This is a genomic window from Pedobacter gandavensis (genome assembly GCF_032678745.1).
GTDB classification, from domain to species: domain Bacteria; phylum Bacteroidota; class Bacteroidia; order Sphingobacteriales; family Sphingobacteriaceae; genus Pedobacter; species Pedobacter gandavensis_C.
The window spans coordinates 17,528-37,442 of record NZ_JAVTST010000004.1 but is presented as its reverse complement, the minus strand read 5'-3'; the positions used below and the strand labels follow the sequence as shown (position 1 = coordinate 37,442).

Below are 19,915 nucleotides of genomic sequence, written 5' to 3'. Positions count from 1 at the left end.
TTTAAGAGTTTTATGAAGGTTAATTTAAAATGACATGTGGGGTAGGCGGTTTTGGATGTACAACGATCAGGACATTACTGTCGCTAAAGCAGCCATCTTTGGTATAGCGAACGTAATAGGTGGTATTGCCCAGTGAAGGGGAAACCGTACTGGAACTTAAAGCCGCTCCACCGGCGGTAGCAGACCATAAATAGCTACCACCCGTTGTTCCGTTGGCATCAGCAGGATTTAAGGTAGTTAGGTCAATAGACTGTCCCAAACAGATCTGACGCTGACTAATCGCAGGGATGGAAGGTTGCACATGTACCACTACGTTTGCGGTAACTACAGTGACGCAACCATTTCCATTGGTTACCGTATAATTAATGCTGGCTGTTCCTGCGATAACTCCTGTTACCACCCCGCTAGCACTGACAGTGGCAATTGTGGGATTGGCAGTACTCCATACCCCTAAAGGCGTGGTATTGGCTAAAGCAGTTGTGCTGCCAATGCAAGTGGATAAGTTGCCCGTTATGGCATTCACCACTGGTAATGCATTAATCGTTACCGTAGTGGTGATGGTACTCGGACAACCATTTGCATTAGGAACAGTATAGGTAATCAGGGAAGTCCCTGCACTTACGCCGGTCACTACTCCAGTTCCGGGAATAACGGTGGCTACTCCGGTGCTGGCACTAGTCCAGGAACCCCCGGCAGTACCATTGACCAAAGTCGTTGTTTTACCTACGCAGGCGGTAACTGTTCCCGTGATTGCGGGAAGTGTAGGTACCGGGAGTACAGTAACGATTGCAGGTATTCTGACGGACTCTTCCGTGCAACCGTTTTTGGCTATGGCCACATAGTAAGTAGTCGTACTGGTTAATACAGGTGTGGTAAAACTATTCCCAGTATTTAATGCTGTTCCTCCAGCGGCTGCACTATACCATTTTGCGGTAGTCCCAGTTGGAGCAGTAACACCTAGTGTAGCAGTATTATTGGCACAAATGGTGATGTTTTGAACGGTAAACACCGGACTTGCCGGGGTAATCTGAACCTCATGGACGCGTAAAGAAAATAAAACACTCAATACAGCTGAGCTATTCACAACCAGGCGGTCAAAAGCAACACCGGGTTTAATGGAGGTGGTGACGGGGGTTCCATTACCAAGTAATGTCAGCAGGTCTAAACTGAGTAGTGTGCCCAGAGTGTTTGTAAATACTGGCGTGGTAGAACTCCCATTAAAAGCAGAGACCGTAATGGTATTTGCTAGGCCAAGGGTCAAAGCCATAGCCGGAACAGACAGGGTCACTTTAACTTCGTCCGTTGAATTTGAAAGGGAAGAAAAGAAAAAATATTGATCTACACTACTTAATAATGCTGCCGGAGTGATCGTGGAATAAGTTGCCAGATTACCATCTACAGCCTGTTGTGGGTTATCTACCGTTCCGTTTCCACCTCTTGAGGTACCGATTGCCAGGCCGCAATCTAAGGGAGCTGAGGAGCCGTTGGTGTTGTAATAGGCGTAGCTTATATCCAGGATAGGACTCTCAGCTGCAGGGATGCCTAAAGCACCACTTCCTGCTGCATTAAGATTGATACGTATCGAGTTAAATGTAGCTGTGGCATACACCGCTACATATTGTGAACCATCACCAGCATATAAAAGATAAAAACTGGATCCTGCTACCGGCGATCCTCCTCCATTGTACGCAGCTCCGACAACAGTACTGGATACAGTGGTTGCAGGGATGCCTGATACTTTTGCAAAAACAATTGTGTTTGCAGGTACTGCCGCATCGAATTGAAGGTTCACAAAGGCAGTAACCGTTGCACCTCCTAAAGCCCCTGTTCCTCCTGTGGCAGTGATACGGGTGAGGGGCGTGGCACTGGGTTGGATTGCTGAATTCCCTACGCCACTTACACAATTTGCAACGTTAGTAACTGTCCTTACAGGACTTCCCGTATTGGTACTTTGGCTACTGACAGTTGCGTATACCCGCTGTGCTTTTACCGTATCTCCCCAGATCACTGTTAACGTTAGCGTTAACAATAACAAAAAACAATTTCTGCCTATGTTTTTTAAACTGAACAGCGTCATTTTGAGAGAGGTTTCAACTGTTTTACTAGCCTGAGGGCTGATAAAACAGCGTTTCTTTTAGGTTACTCAAACTTAATAGAGAATAGGGGTTTAACAGCTGTTCATATTGTTCATTCCTTAGCTGAGATCGCAGTGATTTATTCCTATTTGAAGTAAAAAAGCTTCGTTTTGCTGTCGTGTTATTAGTTATTTTGAAATATATTTCTTTTAATGATAATTAACTAAATGGCTTGGCACTTTTGTTAAACCATGCTTGGCATCTGCTGAGATTTTGGAACAGCGCAACACAATAAAATCGGATAGGGATTTGTTGTTTTTAAGGAGGGGAGTTGCAGGGGGATTCTGGTAAAAGGAAAGGCCGAATCATTATAAAAGATTCGGCCTTTCCAGCTTTTTAATACTACATCTTAGTGGTCTAATAATGCTGCGGCAGCATCATCTAAAAACCAGGTTACACTACCATCAACTGGTTTAATCAGTTGGGTAGGATATAATTTAGGGTTTTTCTTTTGATCTTCGATCACATGTTTTACAGCTTCAGCTTTATTCTCACCAAACACTAAAAACGCAATGTTTTTAGCCTTGTTGATTAGCGGAGCGGTAAAGCTAATACGGTAAGTAGACAATTTTTCTACGAATACAGAGTCTACTTCTACCTCTTTACTGTTCAGGATAGTGGTACCTGGAAACAGGGAAGCGGTATGTGCATCATCACCCATACCCAATAAAATCAGGTCGAAACAAAGGTCTGCTCCATCAAAATGTGCATTGATTGCTTTTGTGTATTCTATTGCGGCCTTTTCAGGAGCTAGCGTTGTATCCACATAGAAAATCTGGTTTGCAGGAATCTCCAATAAGTCAAGCATTGCTCTTTTTGCCATTAAGCCATTATAGCTTTCATGATCAGGCATTACATTTCGTTCATCGCCGAAGAAGAAATATACTTTAGTCCAGTCGATTTTATCTTTATAGGTTGTAGCCAGCGAGTGGTACAATTCTTTTGGAGAGTTACCCCCGGTGAGTACAAAATTGAAATAGCCTTGTTCTTCAATCGCTTTATTGGCGATAGCAACAATATAATCCACTAAATCCTGTTGTAATTCTTCCTGGGTTTTATAAATCAATAAGTTCATTCGTATTTGTTTTATTAGCTAAAAGGCTAATCCTAAATCGGTACAGACCGTATCAGGATTAGCCTCTTGAACATTGTTTATTTTATTTTTTTTATTCGTCTTTCAAAGGTAAAGTGAACCAGTGGAAGCCATCTCTGGCAATCAATGCTTCTGCATCTTCCGGGCCCCATGAATCTGCCGCATAATTAGGGAAGCTCAATGATTTTTTAGTTTCCCATGCATTTACAATTGGCATTAACAATTCCCATGCGCTTTCCACCTGATCTGCACGCATAAACTGCGTCTGATCACCAGTCATCACATCTAACAATAAGGTTTCATAAGCTTCTGGTGCTTGAGAAGTATAAGTGCCTTTATAGTCGAACACCATATCTACCGGGTTTAAAACCATGTCTAAACCTGGTCTTTTCGCCTGTACCTGTAAACGGATACTCATTTCCGGCTGGATACTAATGATCAGCCTGTTTTGCTGCCAATGTTCCGTTACTGCCGAAGGGAATACCTGATGTGGCACATCCTTAAACTGAATGGTAATCAATGAAGAAGTTTGGAACAAACGCTTTCCTGTACGTACATAGAAAGGAATTCCCTGCCATCTCCAGTTGTCTACGAAAAACTTAATTGCAGCAAAAGTTTCTGTATTAGAATCTGCAGCAACACCGGTTTCGTGTCTGTAACCTGGCACTTCTTTTCCTTCTACCCATCCTTTAGTATATTGTCCGCGGACCGTACTAAACCTGATGTCTTCCGGACTAAAAGGACGCATTGCTTTCAATACATCTACTTTTTTATTCCTGATCTCGTCTGCGTCAAAGTTAATTGGCGTTTCCATACCGATCAGACAAAGCAATTGTAACAGGTGATTTTGGATCATATCCCTTAGCGCACCCGCACTTTCATAGTAACCACCTCTTTCGCCAACACCCAATTGCTCTGTTACAGAAATCTGTACGTGATCAATATAAGTACGGTTCCATAGCGGCTCCAGGAAGGAGTTTGCAAAGCGGAAAGCCATGATATTTTGTACCGTTTCTTTACCTAGATAATGATCTATACGATAGATTTGTTTCTCTGTAAAGATGCTGGTAAGAATGGCATTCAGTTCTCTTGCAGTTTCTAAGTCTCTTCCAAAAGGTTTTTCAATTACGATTCTGCAATTGTCCTCATCACCTGCCAGTTCAAAATCAGAAAGGCATTTGGCGATCAATGGGAAAAGGTTAGGAGCTACTGCCAGGTAATAAAGTACCTGTGTAGTAGGGCCAAATTTCTCTTTAAACTTCTCGATATTAGCTTTTAAAACACCGAAAGTTTCTGGAGCTTCTACATCTACAGGACTATAAGAAATGTGTTCTGCAAATTTGCTCCACTTCTCCTCCTTCACCTTACCGGATCTGGAAAAGCTGTTTACACCGCCCATTAGTGTTTTTCTGAAGTCATCATCCGTAAGCTTCTTTCGGGCTGTACCAATAATCTCAAATTTTGCTGGCATAAAACCATCAGAATATAGATTGTAAAGTGCAGGCGCAAGTTTGCGCAAATTTAAATCACCGGTACCACCAAAAATGACGATTATGGTTGGATTGACGTTGATGCTTGTTTTCATTTGTGAAATTGTTGTATTAGTTCACTGGGTTATTTATAAGTTATTCTCGTTCCAGTTGGCGTGGAAAATACCTTCTTCGTCTGTACGTTCAAAAGTATGTGCGCCAAAGAAATCTCTCTGTGCCTGCGTTAAATTTAACGGCGAATTTGCTGTTCTTAACGAGTCATAATAAGTTAGGGCAGAAGCAAAACAAGGTACCGCAATACCATGGTTGATTGCAGTAACCACTACATTCCTGGTTCCCGGTAAAATATCTTTTAACTGTTGTTGGATACTTTCATCGGAGTATAAATGAGGAAGTGCAGGTTGTTTTTTATAAGCCTGATAAATATCTTCTAACAATACTGCTCTGATGATACATCCACCACGCCAGATCTGAGAGATCTCTTGCAGGTTCAGTTCATACTTAAATTCTATAGAAGCTTGCGCCAATAAATGCAAACCTTGAGCATAAGAAGTGATCATCGCAAAATAAAGCGCTTGCTCTAAATGTGCTTCAAACTCTTCTGTATTTTCTACTTTTTGCGAAGGATGCGGCAATGCCTCAGCAAGGGCAACACGTAAAGTTTTGAACTTAGAAAGATCTCTGGCACTTACAGATTCATTAATTGTCGGAATCGGCAATTGTAAGTCCATAGAAACCTGTGAAGTCCATTTACCAGTACCTTTAGATTTCGCCTGATCTTTGATCACATCAATCAGGAACCCACCGGTTTTTACATCTTTAACTTTGAAAATATCTTTCGTTACCTCTAGTAAAAACGACTTCAATCGGCCGTTATTCCATTTGTCGAAAGTGGCGTAAATCTGCTCATTGTTATAACCAAGGCTGTTTTTCAACAGGTCATAAGTCTCAGCAAGGATTTGCATTACGCTATATTCAATACCATTATGCACCATTTTCACGAAATGTCCGGAAGCACCAGGGCCGATATAAGCCACACAAGGATCACCGTTTACTTTCGCAGAAACTGCTTCAAGAATTGGTTTAACCGCATTGTAAGCTTCTTTATCACCACCAGGCATCATACTAGGACCAAATCTGGCACCTTCTTCACCACCAGAAATACCCATACCGAAGAAATGTAGTCCTTGCGCTGCAAGTTCTTCCGCTCTTCTGCTGGTATCTGTGAAATGAGAGTTTCCACTGTCAATGATCAGATCACCTTTATCCAATAATGGAACAAGTTCTTGAATTACACTGTCTACAATTGCACCTGCCGGTACCAAAAGAACGATTCTTCTTGGCAACTCCAAACTTTGGATAAAGTCTTCCAACACGGCAAAACCTTTCAATTGATGTGCTTTCCCATCCTCTTCCAGCTTCTTTAACATGTCAGGACTCTTGTCATAACCGGTTACAGAATAGCCATTGTCGGCCATGTTAAGCAATAAATTGCGGCCCATTGTGCCCAGGCCAATCATTCCTAAAGTGTACTTGTTCATTATTTGTTGTTGATTTTAGGGTGAGTAGTAAATACATGAAATTTCTCTTCCAGGTCCCATAACTTCGCACCACCCTTGATTCCGTCTTTATTGGAAACCAGTTTGATGTTAGGGTCTAATGAAAAAGTAATCTCTTTTGAATTGCCACCACCGATATATAGGGTGTCGTAATTAAATACGGTTTTATAAATTTCTATAATGCGTTGTAAGCGCTCATTCCATTCTTTTTTGCCAACTTTATTAAAGGCCTTATCGCCGATGTAATCGTCGTAGTCTTTATTTTTGCTGATGGGAAGATGGGCCAGTTCCAGGTGAGGGAGGAGGTCGCCATCGTATAACAATGCCGTACCAAAACCGGTACCTACTGTAAATACAATCTCAAAACCTTTTCCTGCTACAATGCCTAAAGCCTGTTGATCGGCATCATTAACCATACGTGCAGGTTTCCCAAAGGCATCGCTGATCTGCTGTGCAAGCGCTATATTTTTCCATTTGTTCTTTGCCAGATTAGGCGCAGTCAATACTACACCGCATTTCACATATCCAGGAAAACCAATGGAAATTTTAACAAATGACTGCTCCAGCTTTGAAGCCAGTTCCTTGATGCATTTGATGACTACTTCAGGATTAGAGTTTTTTGGCGTTGGAACTTTGGTATATTCAGAAAGGAGTTCCCCTTTAACATCTAAAATACATGCCTTAATGCTGGTTCCACCAATATCGATGGATAAAATGTTACTGTTTTTCTCTGCTGCAGGCATGTGTAATTGGTGTAAAAATAACCCGGGTGTACTAAGAACACTCAAAATAACAAAAAATCGACCATTTAAAGATGCTAAACCTCAATATAAAACAATAAAAAAACATTACTCCTGATCCAGGGACTGTTTAATCTCCGTGAAAAGTAAGCCGCTTCCACCTCCAAAGTGGTAGACCACAGGGATTTCCGGTCTGATTTTCTTCAATTGCTGTTCCAGTTCGTGTTCTGCTTCCGGTGCCAGGCCGGCACCCATCAATACGAGGTCAAAACCTTTAGTGCTAAAGCGGTTTAAAGCTTCCTCCGCAGAGGAGGCAAGCGTAGCGCTGAATTCCCCGGATTTCTCTATCAAACGTTTCAGTGTTTCCAGGATCCCGGGGTGACAACACATCACCAATATTTCTTTCTTTCTCATCGCTTAGTAGTTCATGGGAACTTCCATCAAGAGGATTTCGGCTTCCGTTAAGGTGTTTATCTCTAGGGAATTGATCTCCCATAAACCAAGACCATCGCGTTCCGCTAAATCCTGCCCATTTACCTGGATGGATCCTTTGATCACAAAAACATAAATTCCGTTTTCGGCATGCTTCAAGGGATGGTCGATTTTTAATCCGGCTTCGAACTCCCCAATATGAAACCAGGCATCCTGATAAATCCATACACCAGCATCATCCGGGTTAGGAGATAAGATCTGAATAAACTGATTGGGCAGTAAAGTAGTGTCATAACGTTCCTGCTGATATCTTGGCGTCACATTTCTTTGATTCGGAAAAAGCCAGATCTGTAGAAACTTTGCAGGATGTTGCTCGTCCCTGTTGTATTCCTGATGGTAAATTCCTGTTCCGGCACTCATCACCTGGATCTCTCCGGGTTCTATCACCGCCACATTGTGCATGCTGTCTTCGTGCTTTAATGCACCTTCGAGTACAATGGAAATGATCTCCATATTGTCGTGCGGATGTTCCCCAAATCCGGTCCCACCATCAATGTAATCGTCGTTTAATACCCTCAATGCGCCAAACTGAATGCGCTCCGGATTATAATTCCCTCCAAAACTAAAAGTCTGAAAACTCTTTAACCAACCATGGTCTGCAACGCTGCGGCTGTTGGCTTTATGTAATACGCTCTGTGCCATAATTTCTATGCTTAAATCAATTGAAATACCAGCGATCTGGCTTGTTCAATTTCTGCTTTACTAATCGTGTGTACTCTTCCTGGATAAATGCTTAGGGTAACTTGCGCATTCATCTCTTCTAATATCTTTTTACTTTCATTTACCCGGGATACCGGAACGTGTGGATCAGGGTCTCCGGTGCTGATGAACACAGGTGTCTGCTCGAAATCTCCGGAATAGTTGGACAGCTCCAGCTGTTCGCCAATTAATCCACCTGTGAATGCAACGGCACCTCCATATTTCGCTGCATTTCTGGCAATGAATTCTAAAGTCAGACAAGCTCCCTGTGAAAACCCCACAAAGAAGATTTTGTTTTTAGGAATTCCCTTTGCCTCAATGTCTTCGGTTAATTCCTTGATGATCGTTAAAGCACTGGATAGTGCCGGCTCATTGTCCTGAACTGGCGCCATAAAGCTATAAGGATACCAGCTGTGATTTGTGGCTTGTGGGGCAAATAATGCTGCATCATTTAGCTGTAAATGTTGATTTAAGGAAATGATATCTGCTGCGGATGCCCCGCGGCCGTGTAAAAATATGATCGCTTTATCTGCCGAACCAATAGGTTGTCCGGCAGAAATAATGTCTTTTTTATGTTGATACATCTTAATCTAATTTTGGTAAAATACCTTCAATGATCGCGCGGTTACTTTCGTATTGTGCAGGTAGTTTCAAATGACTACCTAATTCTTCCAGAGGCTCGTCAATAGTAAAACCTGGATTGTCTGTTGCCAATTCAAAAAGCACGCCTCCTGGTTCGCGGAAATACAAAGAGTAGAAATAATTACGGTCGATTTTTTCCGTAATGTTCATGCCCAGCTGAACCAGCTGATCTCTGAAATACATCAAAGTCTCTTCGTCTTTCACCCTAAAGGCTACATGGTGTACAGAACCACCTGCCACATGTCCGATGGCTTCACCCGGTGCTTCTACTAAGTCTACAATCGCGGCATGAGCCACTGCATCGGTAACGAAACGCGCACGGTTCACTTCCTGCGTTAATAAACGGTAACCAAATACACCGGTTAAAATTGCTGCAGTTGCCTCCATTTTATTGCTGGTAATGGTGATGTGGTGAAAGCCATGTGTAGCATGTGCTTTTGTCACTTCCTTAGTTTCCCATTGTGGCCTGCTATCTGGTGTTTGTGCTTCCGTTAACTCAAATTTCAATCCGTCAGGATCTAAGAAAGTCAAGTACCTTTCCCCGAATTTTACTGCGGGTTTATTATAGATGACATTGTTTTCTTCGAATCTTTTTTGCCAGAAATCAAGACTGCCGGCAGGAACACTATAGCCAATCTCAGTCACCTGTTTGGTGCCACGGCGGCCAGTGCCAATTCCTTCCCATGGGAAGAATGTTAAAATACTACCTGGGTTGCCATGTTCATCACCATAATAGAAGTGATAAGTATTTGGATCATCAAAATTAACGGTCTTTTTAACCAACCTTAATCCCAATACCCGGGTATAAAAATCATAATTTTTCTTAGCATTTCCTGCGATTGCAGTGATGTGGTGAATTCCTAAAATTTCTTTTTTCATGGCTCAATTGTTAAATTACAATACAAATTTAAGGACTTGGATTTCCCTGGATCTTATCATATCGTAAGAAATACTTTTTTTGATTATCTTTAAGGAGAGGAAAACATAAAACCTGCAATAGATGTTAATCAATGTCATGAAAGTTTCATAACTGACTATTGGGGGGTAAATGTTCAGGATTCCTCCCTAAGTTTGCGAACTTATAAAAACGAATTGCCATACGATGAAAAAGAATTTTATCTCCAATTCTTCGGAATCTATCCGAATGTTCAAGAGTCCACTTTTAGAAAGTTTATCGAAAATTCCTTATTTCGTGCCTCTGATTGTGTATGTTCCGGTGATCCTGTATTTCTGCTGGCAGGCAGTGGTACTCAATGATGTACTTACGGCAATTGGTCATATCTTACTGGGACTTTTCATCTGGACGCTAACAGAGTATGTATTGCATCGTTTTGTATTTCATTTTTACCCGAAATCTGAATGGGGAAGAAGAATTCATTTTATCTTCCATGGCGTACACCACGATTACCCGAATGATGCCCAAAGATTGGTGATGCCGCCTTCAGCAAGTATCCCTTTGGCTGCAGCTTTTTATTTCCTATTCCGGGCGATCTTCCCTATAAATATGTTGGATGGTTTCTTTGCCGGCTTTATTATGGGCTATTTGTTTTACGATATGACTCATTATATGTTGCACCATGCTAAATTCAGTAATCCTTTCTGGAAAAAGTTAAAGCAACACCATATGTTGCACCATTACGACGATTCCACTAAAGGTTATGGGGTGACTTCTGATATTTGGGACAAAGTATTTGGTTCTGAGTTAACTAAATCCGGTTCAGGTACTCATGCCAAAAAAGCTTAACGTTTTGGCAATTAACACAAACTTTATATTTTAAATTCCTGCGTTCTTTGAATTGGCCAGCATATTTTTTAATGGCTGAACCAATTTATAAACACGCAGAATGAAAACAAAAGTTTTAAAGGGCAGGATACTGACTAACCTAATGGGCGTCTTTGCCTGTACTGCTCTTGCCGGTTTACCACAAAAAAGTGCCGCACAAATCTTTACGGATAAGAATTATGTCAAGATCAGTCCAACAGATACGGAAGCTGATATCATTAGAAAAGCAGCGAATGTAACTCCGGCTCCAAGGCAACTTCGTTGGCAACAATTGGAACTTACCGCCTTCATTCATTTTGGGATCAACACCTTTACCAATAAGGAATGGGGGGATGGCTCCGAAGATCCTAAGATTTTTAATCCTGAGCAACTGGATACCCGTCAATGGGTAAAAGTGTGTAAGGATGCAGGTTTTAAGCAGGTGATCTTAACCGCAAAACACCATGATGGTTTCTGCTTATGGCCAAGTAAGTATACCGAACATTCGGTAAAAAATAGTCCATGGAAAAACGGGCAAGGTGATATTGTCAAAGAAATGGCTGCCGCCTGTAAAGAGTTTGGCATTGGTTTCGGAATTTACCTTTCTCCATGGGACCGCAATTCTCCTTATTTCGGGAGTATGGCATACAATGATTATTTCATCAATCAACTCACAGAATTGCTTAGCCAGTATGGGCAAATTGATGAGGTATGGTTTGATGGTGCCAATGGCGAAGGACCTAGCGGAAAAAAACAAGTTTATGAATACAACAGGTGGTATAACCTGATCCGTAAATTACAACCTAAAGCTACGATTGCCGTTTCCGGCCCGGATGTGAGGTGGGTAGGTACAGAAACAGGTTATGGTAGAGAAATGGAATGGAGTGTGGTTTCTGCGGATCAAATGCGCAATGAAGACATCGCCGAAAACTCTCAAAAAGCAGCAGAATTTGCGCCAAAAGATATGATGGCCAACGATCTGGGCAGTAGAAAGGTGATCAGCAAAGCGAAAAGCCTGGTATGGTATCCTGCAGAAATAGACGTATCTATCCGTCCGGGATGGTTTCATCACCCGGAAGAAAATGATAAAGTGAAAAGCCCGGATAAATTAATGGACATCTATTACAGTTCCGTTGGTCGTAATGGGGTGTTGCTATTGAATATCCCACCCGATAAACAAGGGTTAATCAATCAAAGTGATGTCAATGCACTCAAAGGTTTCAAAAAGCAACTTGAAGAGACCTTTGCCAATAACGTATTGAAATCCGCTAAGCCCGTTGGCGCCAATGCGAAGAAAACAGCAGTTTTATTTGATGGTAAAGATGGTACTCATTGGAAAATGAATACTAAGGCTGGCCCATATGTATTGGAGTTTAAAATGGATCAGCCGCAGACATTTGATGTTCTTGCCCTACAGGAGAACCTGCAAATCGGACAAAGAATAGAATCCTTTATATTAGAATACAAAGAAGGGGAGATCTGGAAGAAAATTACGGAAGGAAGCACCGTCGGATATAAACGTTTATTGCGTTTTCCGGCCGTTACCGCCAATGAAGTCAGGCTACGCATTCTCTCTTCCAGACTTGAACCAGCACTAGCTGAAATAGGATTATACCTGCGTCCAGGCTCAGCGACAAAATAAAATACCTTTTTATCTAATTGAATAAAAAACAATACAGATCGACTATGGTAAACGGCTTGTAATGCAGATTGACAGGGGCTTCGGTTAGGGTTGGGAAAGAGCAATACCTAGCCATAGTTAATTTATCCAAGAGTTAAAAAAGCAAAGATATAACACATGAAAAGATTGATTTTTTCTGCATTAAAAATTTCAGCGTATTCGCTTTTAATCTTTAATACAGTGCTTGTAAAAGCGCAAACGGCAGGTCAAAGCTCCAAGGTTTGGCCAAGCGCAACAACCAGTCTTGCGAAACAGGATTGGTTGCTGAATAATTCCGCTTATCCCGCCAAAATATATGCTGTTCCGGAAAAAAAAGAACTGGTGTTAGATAATGGCTTGCTGAAAAGAACTTTCAGAATCAGTCCGGATGTGGCCTGTGTAGATTTCCTCAATCAGATTACCGGTCAGCAGTTGTTAAGAGCAGTGAAGCCGGAAGCAAGATTGATTATTGATGGGAAAAATTACAATGTAGGGGGCTTATATGGACAAAAGGAAAATGCCTATTTACTGCCTTCCTGGATCGCCGACTTTAAAGCCGGAGACAGTAGTTTTCATTATGTTTCGCACCAGATTACGGAGTTAAAACCTTTCCTCAACTGGAAAACAAAGATGTGGGCAGGGAATAAAAATCAAGCAGCAGGGAAAGTGCTTTCCTTTACCTACCAATCTGATTTGCCAGCCTTGAAAAATATCGAGGTTCAGGTAAATTATGCCATTTATGATGGACTACCTTTAATCACCAAATGGTTAAACATAAAGAACAATTCTGGAAAAACGCTACAGTTGGATCAGGTAGTCAATGAGGTATTGGCTGTAGTGGAGGAGGAAAGTGCGGTAGTTGGTGCGTCTTCCCTCGACAATACCACTGCCCGTGGTATGAAAGTTCCGCAGGGGATTTATCTGGAAAGTAATTTCGCATTTAACAATGCAATGCGTTACCCGATCAGCGACCAAAGTACGCATTGGAAGATCGATAAATCTTATACTTCACAAGTAAATTACGATTTCAATACGCCTTGTTTATTGGAGGTGCATCCCAGCAGAAATATTGGTGTTCAGTTAAAAGCTGGAGCTAGTTTTCAATCTATCCGTACCAACGAGTTGTTGATGGACAGCTACGATAGGGAAAGAAGGGGACTAGCGATCCGAAAAATGTACCGGATCACTATGCCATGGACTACCGCAAATCCAATATTCATGCACCTGGTGAGTAAAAATGATCAGGAGGTTCGTACTGCAATTGATCAATGTGCCGCAACAGGTTATGAAGCATTGATTTTGAGCTTTGGCAGTCATTGCAATATGGAAGATACGACCGCCACCAATATCAATAAATGGAAAACACTGACTGATTATGCGCATGCTAAAGGGATTTTTATAGGCAGCTATTCTTTGTTTAGCTCCCGAAAAATCAGTGATGCAGATGATGTGATTGATCCTAAAACCGGGAAACCCGGAGGTGCATTTTTTGGAAATGCACCTTGTTTTGGAAGTAACTGGGGACTGGGATACCTGAAAAGTTTGAAAACCTTTATGAGCAAAACCGGTTTCGATATTTTTGAAAATGATGGGCCATACCCTGGAGATGTTTGTGCTTCAACCAGTCATCCAGGTCATGAAGGTCTAGAAGATTCGCAATGGAAGCAGATGGAATTGCAAAAAAGCCTGTACCGTTGGTGCAATGAGCAGGGGATCTATGTCAATGCACCAGATTGGTATTTCATGGATGGTACCAATAAAGTTGGAATCGGTTATAGAGAGGTGAATTTTTCCCTTTCTCGTGAACAACAAATGATCTTAAACCGTCAGAATATTTTTGATGCAACCTGGGATGAGATTCCATCGATGGTATGGGGTTTTGTACCCTTAACAAAATACCAGGGTGGAGGACCAGAAGCGGTATTGGAACCTTTAAAGGATCACCTCAAAGATTATGAACAATTGATGATGCAGTATTACGGTGCCGGAATTCAGGCCTGTTACCGCGGTCCGAGGTTGTATGATACAGAAGAAACCAAGCAAACCGTTCTCAAGGTGATCGATTGGTACAAAGAAAACCGGGATATTTTAAATTCCGATATCCTCCATTTGCGTAGAGCAGACGGCAGAGATTGGGATGGCCTGATGCATGTTAATCCTAAACTGAATACTAAAGGGATGATTTTAGTATATAATCCACTCAAAGAAGAAATTCGTAGAGAACTGAAAATTCCAATGTATTATACCGGTTTGAAAAATACAGCAAGTGTAACTGTGCAAAACGGAACATCGAAAAAATATACACTAGATCGGGAATATAACATCCTTCTTCCTGTAGTCATGAAGCCGGAAAGCTATACCTGGATAAAAATAAAAGAATAACAGGAAGATCTGTAACTTTCCAAGCAAGAGATTTATGGCCACATAAAGCAATTGAGATTCCTGAAAAACAGAAAGCTGCTATCTTAGCTCAGATAACCGAAGTATTTTGGTTAAAAAAGATAAACTAGAGTTTAAATACCTTCCTTCGTCAATCTCCATTTGACAAATCGCCCTGCTTTTTGCAGGGCGATTTATAAGCTAAAGTCAAGATAATAATGCCCCGATTGAGACTTATGTTCTTTTTAGTTCATTTAATTTTGCAATCCCCATAAGTGGGTAAAATTAAAACACCTTGATATACAGTTGTTTGAATAAAAAAATTGCAATGAACATCAATTATTTTACTATCGTTACAATAATATTCCATTTATCTATATTAGCTTTGCTCCCAAACTGATATTTTTTTGTAAGGTATTGACTTTCCAATATGTACAAAAAAGCAAATGCCTTATTGTTCAATATTGTTGTATTCTATATGTTTCCAGTAAAGAAAAGAGAACCACAGCGCTATATAAAAAACCATAGTCCTGGGGATGCGGTGCTACAGAAGTGTGCATTGATCTCTGGGTATCCTTAAATAGGATAATGAATCAAAAATGAATGAATTTTTAAAGCCCATGGACTGTAATAGGTTCATCTGGGCTTAAACCTATATTATCACGATCTATTTTAACAATACCGTAATCTCATGAATAAAACAGTTAAGCAATACTCCATGCTTATTGGGTTGCTATTTGCATTTGGTGCAAAAGCTCAGGTAGGAATAGGTACTAACGTACCAGATGCCAGTGCGCAACTTGAAGTACTTTCTACTTCAAAAGGTTTACTTATTCCAAGACTCTCCCTTATTCAACGTGAAGGGATCAATAACCCTGCCAATGGTCTATTGATTTATCAGACAAATAATCTTCCTGGTTTTTATTATTACAACAATGGCCAATGGCAAAAATTGGTAAATAGCTCAGAACTAGGTGCTGGCGGTGGTACAGGAAGTAACGGGAATACCATTTTAAGTGGTACTACAGCACCTTCACCAATTGTTGGTGCCAATGGGGATTTTTACCTTCATTTAGGTACGAACAGCCTGTATGGACCGAAAACATCCGGTGCATGGCCTAATAACGGAATTTTATTAGTTGGCCCGAAAGGTGATAAAGGGGAAAAAGGCGATCCGGGGATTCCGGGGAATTCTTTACCGGGTACGGGGAAAACTGTCACTTCATCGGGAACAATTGCCATCGGTAATGGAAAAGACGCGGTATTAACCGACCTTACTTTGGACCTGGCAGATAATGCGGTAACTTCTGTTAAGATCGCAGATGGGACAATTGCAAACATCGATTTAGATAAAAAGAACATCCCATTAAGTGGTTTCGGCGCTGCGGCAAAGAACGTTTCTATGGGTGGTTTCAAACTGACCAATTTATTAGACCCGACCAATAATCAGGATGCGGCAACTAAGAAATATGTAGATGATAAATTAGCTGGAGCCGGGGCTGGGGTTTTACCTGTTTTGAGCTTCGATAATATGTATAACCTGTCTATTAAAGGCAGCAATACCGTGAGCTTATCCGATTTAAACCAAAGTTTAAGTCTGGAAGGAACCGTACTTTCTATCTCAGGACCAAGACAAAGTCGTGTAGACTTAAGTGGTTTAGTAGGTAATGGTGGCGGTTCAGGTGGAAGTGGCACGGTAAAAACAGTTTCCGTAGTTTCTGCAAATGGATTAACAGGGTCGGTAACAGATCCTTCGATCAGTCCTTCAATTACTTTAGGGACTTCTATTGCTGCTCCGGTATTAAAAGGAGAGCATGGTGCGATTGCAGCGGCAACTACCACAGGTGCAGGAAGTACCGTAGTATTGGCTGATGGCCCGACTTTAAAAGACCCAATCATTAATGGCGTTATAACGGGTAACTTAAATGGTACTGCAACTAATGTAACTGGTGTAGTCGGAATTGCTAATGGTGGAACTGGTGCTACAACAGTGGCTGGGGCGATTAAAAACTTAGGTTTAGATGGGATTTTATTTGGCAATACACCAATCACCGGAGATACCAAAACAAAAATCACCTACGATGCTAAAGGACTGGTAACGAAAGGGGAGGATGCAAGTACTGCGGATATCAAAGAATCTGTAGATAAAAAATATGTAAGCGATGCTCAGTTAACTACGCTAAAAAATACAACGAATATCAATACCGGTGATCAGATTGCAATAGATGTTCCTGTAACTCCAAAAGGAGCTTTGTCTGCCAACAACGTGCAGGCTGCACTGGAAGAACTGCAGGCAAAAATCACCACCTCTGCAGGTGGCGGATTAACCGGCGTGAAGCACGATGCCACCTTAACAGGTGATGGAAATGCCACTAACTTAGGTTTGGCTGATAGAGCGGTGACTTTCGCTAAAATGGCTGATCTTTCCAGCAATACCTTAATCGGTAGAACTTCAGCTGGAACAGGTAGTCCGGAAGTAGTAACTTTAGGTACTGGGCTTTCTTTAAATGCAGGTGTGATTTCGGTAGATAATCCGGATGCTACTACAACGGCTAAAGGGAAATTGCAGCTGGCAGGAGATTTAACTGGTACTGCTGATTTACCTCGTATTGCCGACAATGCCATCACTTCTTCGAAGATCAAAGACGGTGCCGTATTGGACGATAAAATTGCCAGTGTGAGTGGTTCTAAAGTAACTGGAAACATCTCCGGAAATGCAACCAATGTTAGCGGAATCGTAGGCATCGTAAATGGTGGTACAGGAGCAAACACTCCAGATGGTGCAAAGAAAAACCTTGACCTGGATAAGGTAACGAATACCAGTGATGCTGATAAACCAGTAAGTATAGCTACTGGATTGGCGCTGGCATTAAAAGAAGATAAAATCAATAAAAGCCTGGATATCGCAGCTGATGCGACTTCTGATGTTTTATATCCAAGTGTAAAAGCCACTAAGACTTATGTGGATGATAAAGTAAGAGAAGCAGTAATTGGTGCAGGTGGTGTGCCTGACGCTTCTACCACAGTGCTTGGTAAGATTCAATTGGCTGGTGATTTAAGCGGTACCGCAACCAACCCAACGATTGCAAACAATGCAATTGTGACTGCGAAAATTAAAGATGCAAATGTAACGGACCCTAAAATTCTTTCGGTAAGTGGATCTAAAGTAACGGGGAATATTCCTGGAAATGCAGCCAATGTAACTGGTGTAGTAGGTGTCGCTAATGGCGGTACAGGCGCAAGTACAGCTGCAGATGCAAAAATTGCCTTAGGATTGGGCAATGTAGACAATACCAGCGATGCCAATAAACCAGTGAGTACCTTGGTTAAAGCAGAACTGGATAAAAAAATCAACCTGACAGAAAAAGCGGCAAATAATGGCGTGGCTACATTAGACGGAACAGGTAAGATTCCAAGCAATCAGATTCCTGCGATGTCTTTCAGCTCTGTTGACGTGGTAGATACCCAGGCAAAAATGCTGGCACTAACTTCTGCAGTTGTAGGTAGTACCGTGATCAGAACAGATCAGAGTAAGAGTTATGTGTTGAGAACAACACCAGCCTCAGTATTGGGGAACTGGGTAGAAATTCTAACCCCATCTACTGCTCCGGTTCAATCGGTAAATGGACAAATTGGAGTAGTTACCTTAACTAAATCTGATGTACAGTTAGCTAATGTAGACAATACCAGTGATGCCGCTAAACCAATCAGTACATTGACTGCTGCGGGATTATTGTTAAAAGAAGATAAAACGAATAAGAGTAATAGCTTCACATTAGACGGTACTTCTACTGTGAAATATCCAAGTGTTAAAGCGGTTAAAGATTACGTAGACGGTGCTGTGGTAAGTGGGGGGGTATCTCCGGCTACAACCAGCACACAAGGTATCCTTAAATTGAGCAACGACCTTGGCGGTACTGCAGATAATCCTACAGTAGTTTCGGTAGGTTCGGCTACAGCGGCTAATATTGTCAGTTCAACAGCGGCAGTAATTGGAGCAAGTACTGGGGCTACGCCAAACAGCCTTGTGAAAAGAGATGCTTCAGGAAACTTCGCCGGAAATTTAACGGGAAATGCAACTACGGCTACTACAGCCGCTTCGGCTACTACGGCGAGCAGATTGGCTCCGGGAAGTAAAATTAATGGCGTACTTTTTACAGGTGCGGCTGACATTAACCTGCCTTCTACTGCAGATCCTTTAAAACAAGATAAAGATCCAAACCTGACTGCCCTGGCAGGTTTAGCCGGCAATGGTATTGTGGTGAAAACAGCTGCAGGTGCAGCCACTACACGCATGATCACAGGATCTGTTTTAACCGTTACCAATGGTGATGGTATCAATGGCAATCCTCAAATCGCATTGCCAAATACAGCAGTTGCTGCAGGAAGTTATACTTCTGCAAATATTACTGTAGATGCACAAGGTAGGATCACTGCTGCTGGAAATGGTTCAGGTGGTGGCGCTGCTTATACCTTACCAGTTTCTACCACTACCGTTCTTGGTGGTGTAAAAGCAGGAGCAGGTGTAGCTATTGACGCTACCGGTGTGATCTCAACTAAAACAGATTTAAGTTATGTAGCTGATCCGGCAAATGGAACAATCAAAAGTACGATTGGTGCAACTACCGGTACCTCGGCAGTAATTCCTGCCGGTTCGATCTCAGCAGCAAGTTTAATGCTGCCTGGTGATAAAAGTAAACTCGATAAAATGCCGGTTATTACAACGGCTGATAAAGATAAAATACTAACGGTTAATTCTGCAGGAACAGCCGCAACATGGCAACCAGCACCAACTGGTGGCGGTGGCGGTGGTAGCAATATCAACGGCGGATACCAGGTATATCATCCGGGAGGAAATGGAGGTACTAATATCTTTGTTCGCGCTACAGGTCCGGGAGTAACATACAACAGGACTGCAGATAAAATCACAATTGTGATCCCTGACGGAGTATTTGTGAACTATATGAAAATCTCTCTTATCCCATCTGACTTTGGTGGGCCGGGTGCTAAACTATACTTTAAAATCACAGATGAGTCTACCACTAACCTGATCAATAGAGGAATTGAGACTTTGGTTGTCCCAGCCATTACTATTGGAGATCGCGCAGTAGTTTCGCCTATTGTATCTCCGGTAATTTCACCGGGTATTGGTGGTTATGCACTGACTATTGAAGGTCACTCGAATGGAGTTCTTGATTTTAATTTGAATGGATGGAGTAGTCACCAGATGCCAAATGGTGTATTTATTATGCTAAGGTTTTAAT

The 19,915-nt window shown here is 41.8% G+C and carries 13 protein-coding genes; 4 read left to right on the top strand and 9 right to left on the bottom strand.

Translation table 11 applies throughout. The annotated features are described in order from the left end of the window. Positions 1-19: 19 nt before the first annotated feature. The 9 genes from R2S10_RS14400 to R2S10_RS14360 form a co-directional block, all read right to left on the bottom strand. Positions 20-2,077 carry an Ig-like domain-containing protein gene (locus R2S10_RS14400; protein ID WP_316841125.1) on the bottom strand — a complete coding sequence of 686 codons (2,058 nt, stop codon included), beginning with the start codon at positions 2,075-2,077 and terminating at the stop codon, positions 20-22. A 407-nt stretch (positions 2,078-2,484) separates the two neighbouring features. Continuing rightward, the gene (pgl, locus tag R2S10_RS14395; protein ID WP_316841124.1) at positions 2,485-3,210 is read right to left on the bottom strand and encodes a 6-phosphogluconolactonase; all 726 of its coding nucleotides are present in this window, start codon (positions 3,208-3,210) and stop codon (positions 2,485-2,487) included. Positions 3,211-3,301: 91 nt separating this feature from the next. Further along, positions 3,302-4,813: a glucose-6-phosphate dehydrogenase gene (gene zwf, locus R2S10_RS14390; RefSeq protein WP_316841123.1), complete on the bottom strand. Its 1,512-nt coding sequence runs from the start codon at positions 4,811-4,813 to the stop codon at positions 3,302-3,304. Between the two features lie 33 nt (positions 4,814-4,846). Then, on the bottom strand, positions 4,847-6,259 hold the full coding sequence (gndA, locus tag R2S10_RS14385; protein WP_316841122.1) for an NADP-dependent phosphogluconate dehydrogenase: 1,413 nt from the start codon (positions 6,257-6,259) through the stop codon (positions 4,847-4,849). Beyond that, positions 6,259-7,020: an ROK family protein gene (locus tag R2S10_RS14380; protein ID WP_316841121.1), complete on the bottom strand. Its 762-nt coding sequence runs from the start codon at positions 7,018-7,020 to the stop codon at positions 6,259-6,261. Before R2S10_RS14380 ends, gndA begins: the two co-directional genes overlap by 1 nt. 105 nt (positions 7,021-7,125) lie before the next feature. Then, complete coding sequence (locus tag R2S10_RS14375; protein ID WP_316841120.1) at positions 7,126-7,431, bottom strand: response regulator; 306 nt, start codon at positions 7,429-7,431, stop codon at positions 7,126-7,128. A 3-nt stretch (positions 7,432-7,434) separates the two neighbouring features. After that, positions 7,435-8,151, bottom strand: a complete 717-nt coding sequence (locus R2S10_RS14370; RefSeq protein WP_316841119.1) for a pirin family protein — start codon at positions 8,149-8,151, stop codon at positions 7,435-7,437. 11 nt (positions 8,152-8,162) lie between these two features. Then, positions 8,163-8,792 (bottom strand): alpha/beta hydrolase, encoded by a 630-nt coding sequence (locus R2S10_RS14365; RefSeq protein WP_316841118.1) that lies wholly within the window; start codon positions 8,790-8,792, stop codon positions 8,163-8,165. 1 nt (position 8,793) lies between these two features. Beyond that, positions 8,794-9,729, bottom strand: coding sequence for a ring-cleaving dioxygenase (locus tag R2S10_RS14360; protein ID WP_316841117.1), 936 nt, complete (start codon positions 9,727-9,729; stop codon positions 8,794-8,796). Between the two features lie 223 nt (positions 9,730-9,952). On the opposite strand from R2S10_RS14360, the gene R2S10_RS14355 reads away from it, so the two are divergent. The 4 genes from R2S10_RS14355 to R2S10_RS14340 all read left to right on the top strand — a co-directional run bounded on the left by R2S10_RS14355 (position 9,953) and on the right by R2S10_RS14340 (position 19,914). Then, positions 9,953-10,594 (top strand): sterol desaturase family protein, encoded by a 642-nt coding sequence (locus tag R2S10_RS14355; protein ID WP_316841116.1) that lies wholly within the window; start codon positions 9,953-9,955, stop codon positions 10,592-10,594. A 100-nt stretch (positions 10,595-10,694) separates the two neighbouring features. Continuing rightward, the gene (locus tag R2S10_RS14350) at positions 10,695-12,254 is read left to right on the top strand and encodes an alpha-L-fucosidase (RefSeq protein WP_316841115.1); all 1,560 of its coding nucleotides are present in this window, start codon (positions 10,695-10,697) and stop codon (positions 12,252-12,254) included. 156 nt (positions 12,255-12,410) lie between these two features. Next, complete coding sequence (locus R2S10_RS14345; RefSeq protein ID WP_316841114.1) at positions 12,411-14,654, top strand: alpha-galactosidase; 2,244 nt, start codon at positions 12,411-12,413, stop codon at positions 14,652-14,654. A gap of 688 nt (positions 14,655-15,342) precedes the next feature. Then, entirely contained in the window at positions 15,343-19,914 is a 4,572-nt protein-coding gene (locus R2S10_RS14340; protein WP_316841113.1) for a hypothetical protein, read from the top strand. Position 19,915: the final 1 nt, after the last annotated feature.

Bases quoted from the DNA above. Each gene is read 5' to 3' on its own strand.
- zwf (WP_316841123.1), bottom strand. From the start codon at position 4,813: ATGAAAACAAGCATCAACGTCAATCCAACCATAATCGTCATTTTTGGT.
- R2S10_RS14350 (WP_316841115.1), top strand. From the start codon at position 10,695: ATGAAAACAAAAGTTTTAAAGGGCAGGATACTGACTAACCTAATGGGC.
- pgl (WP_316841124.1), bottom strand. From the start codon at position 3,210: ATGAACTTATTGATTTATAAAACCCAGGAAGAATTACAACAGGATTTA.
- R2S10_RS14360 (WP_316841117.1), bottom strand. From the start codon at position 9,729: ATGAAAAAAGAAATTTTAGGAATTCACCACATCACTGCAATCGCAGGA.
- gndA (WP_316841122.1), bottom strand. From the start codon at position 6,259: ATGAACAAGTACACTTTAGGAATGATTGGCCTGGGCACAATGGGCCGC.
- R2S10_RS14370 (WP_316841119.1), bottom strand. From the start codon at position 8,151: ATGGCACAGAGCGTATTACATAAAGCCAACAGCCGCAGCGTTGCAGAC.
- R2S10_RS14375 (WP_316841120.1), bottom strand. From the start codon at position 7,431: ATGAGAAAGAAAGAAATATTGGTGATGTGTTGTCACCCCGGGATCCTG.
- R2S10_RS14400 (WP_316841125.1), bottom strand. From the start codon at position 2,077: ATGACGCTGTTCAGTTTAAAAAACATAGGCAGAAATTGTTTTTTGTTA.
- R2S10_RS14380 (WP_316841121.1), bottom strand. From the start codon at position 7,020: ATGCCTGCAGCAGAGAAAAACAGTAACATTTTATCCATCGATATTGGT.
- R2S10_RS14345 (WP_316841114.1), top strand. From the start codon at position 12,411: ATGAAAAGATTGATTTTTTCTGCATTAAAAATTTCAGCGTATTCGCTT.
- R2S10_RS14340 (WP_316841113.1), top strand. From the start codon at position 15,343: ATGAATAAAACAGTTAAGCAATACTCCATGCTTATTGGGTTGCTATTT.
- R2S10_RS14365 (WP_316841118.1), bottom strand. From the start codon at position 8,792: ATGTATCAACATAAAAAAGACATTATTTCTGCCGGACAACCTATTGGT.
- R2S10_RS14355 (WP_316841116.1), top strand. From the start codon at position 9,953: ATGAAAAAGAATTTTATCTCCAATTCTTCGGAATCTATCCGAATGTTC.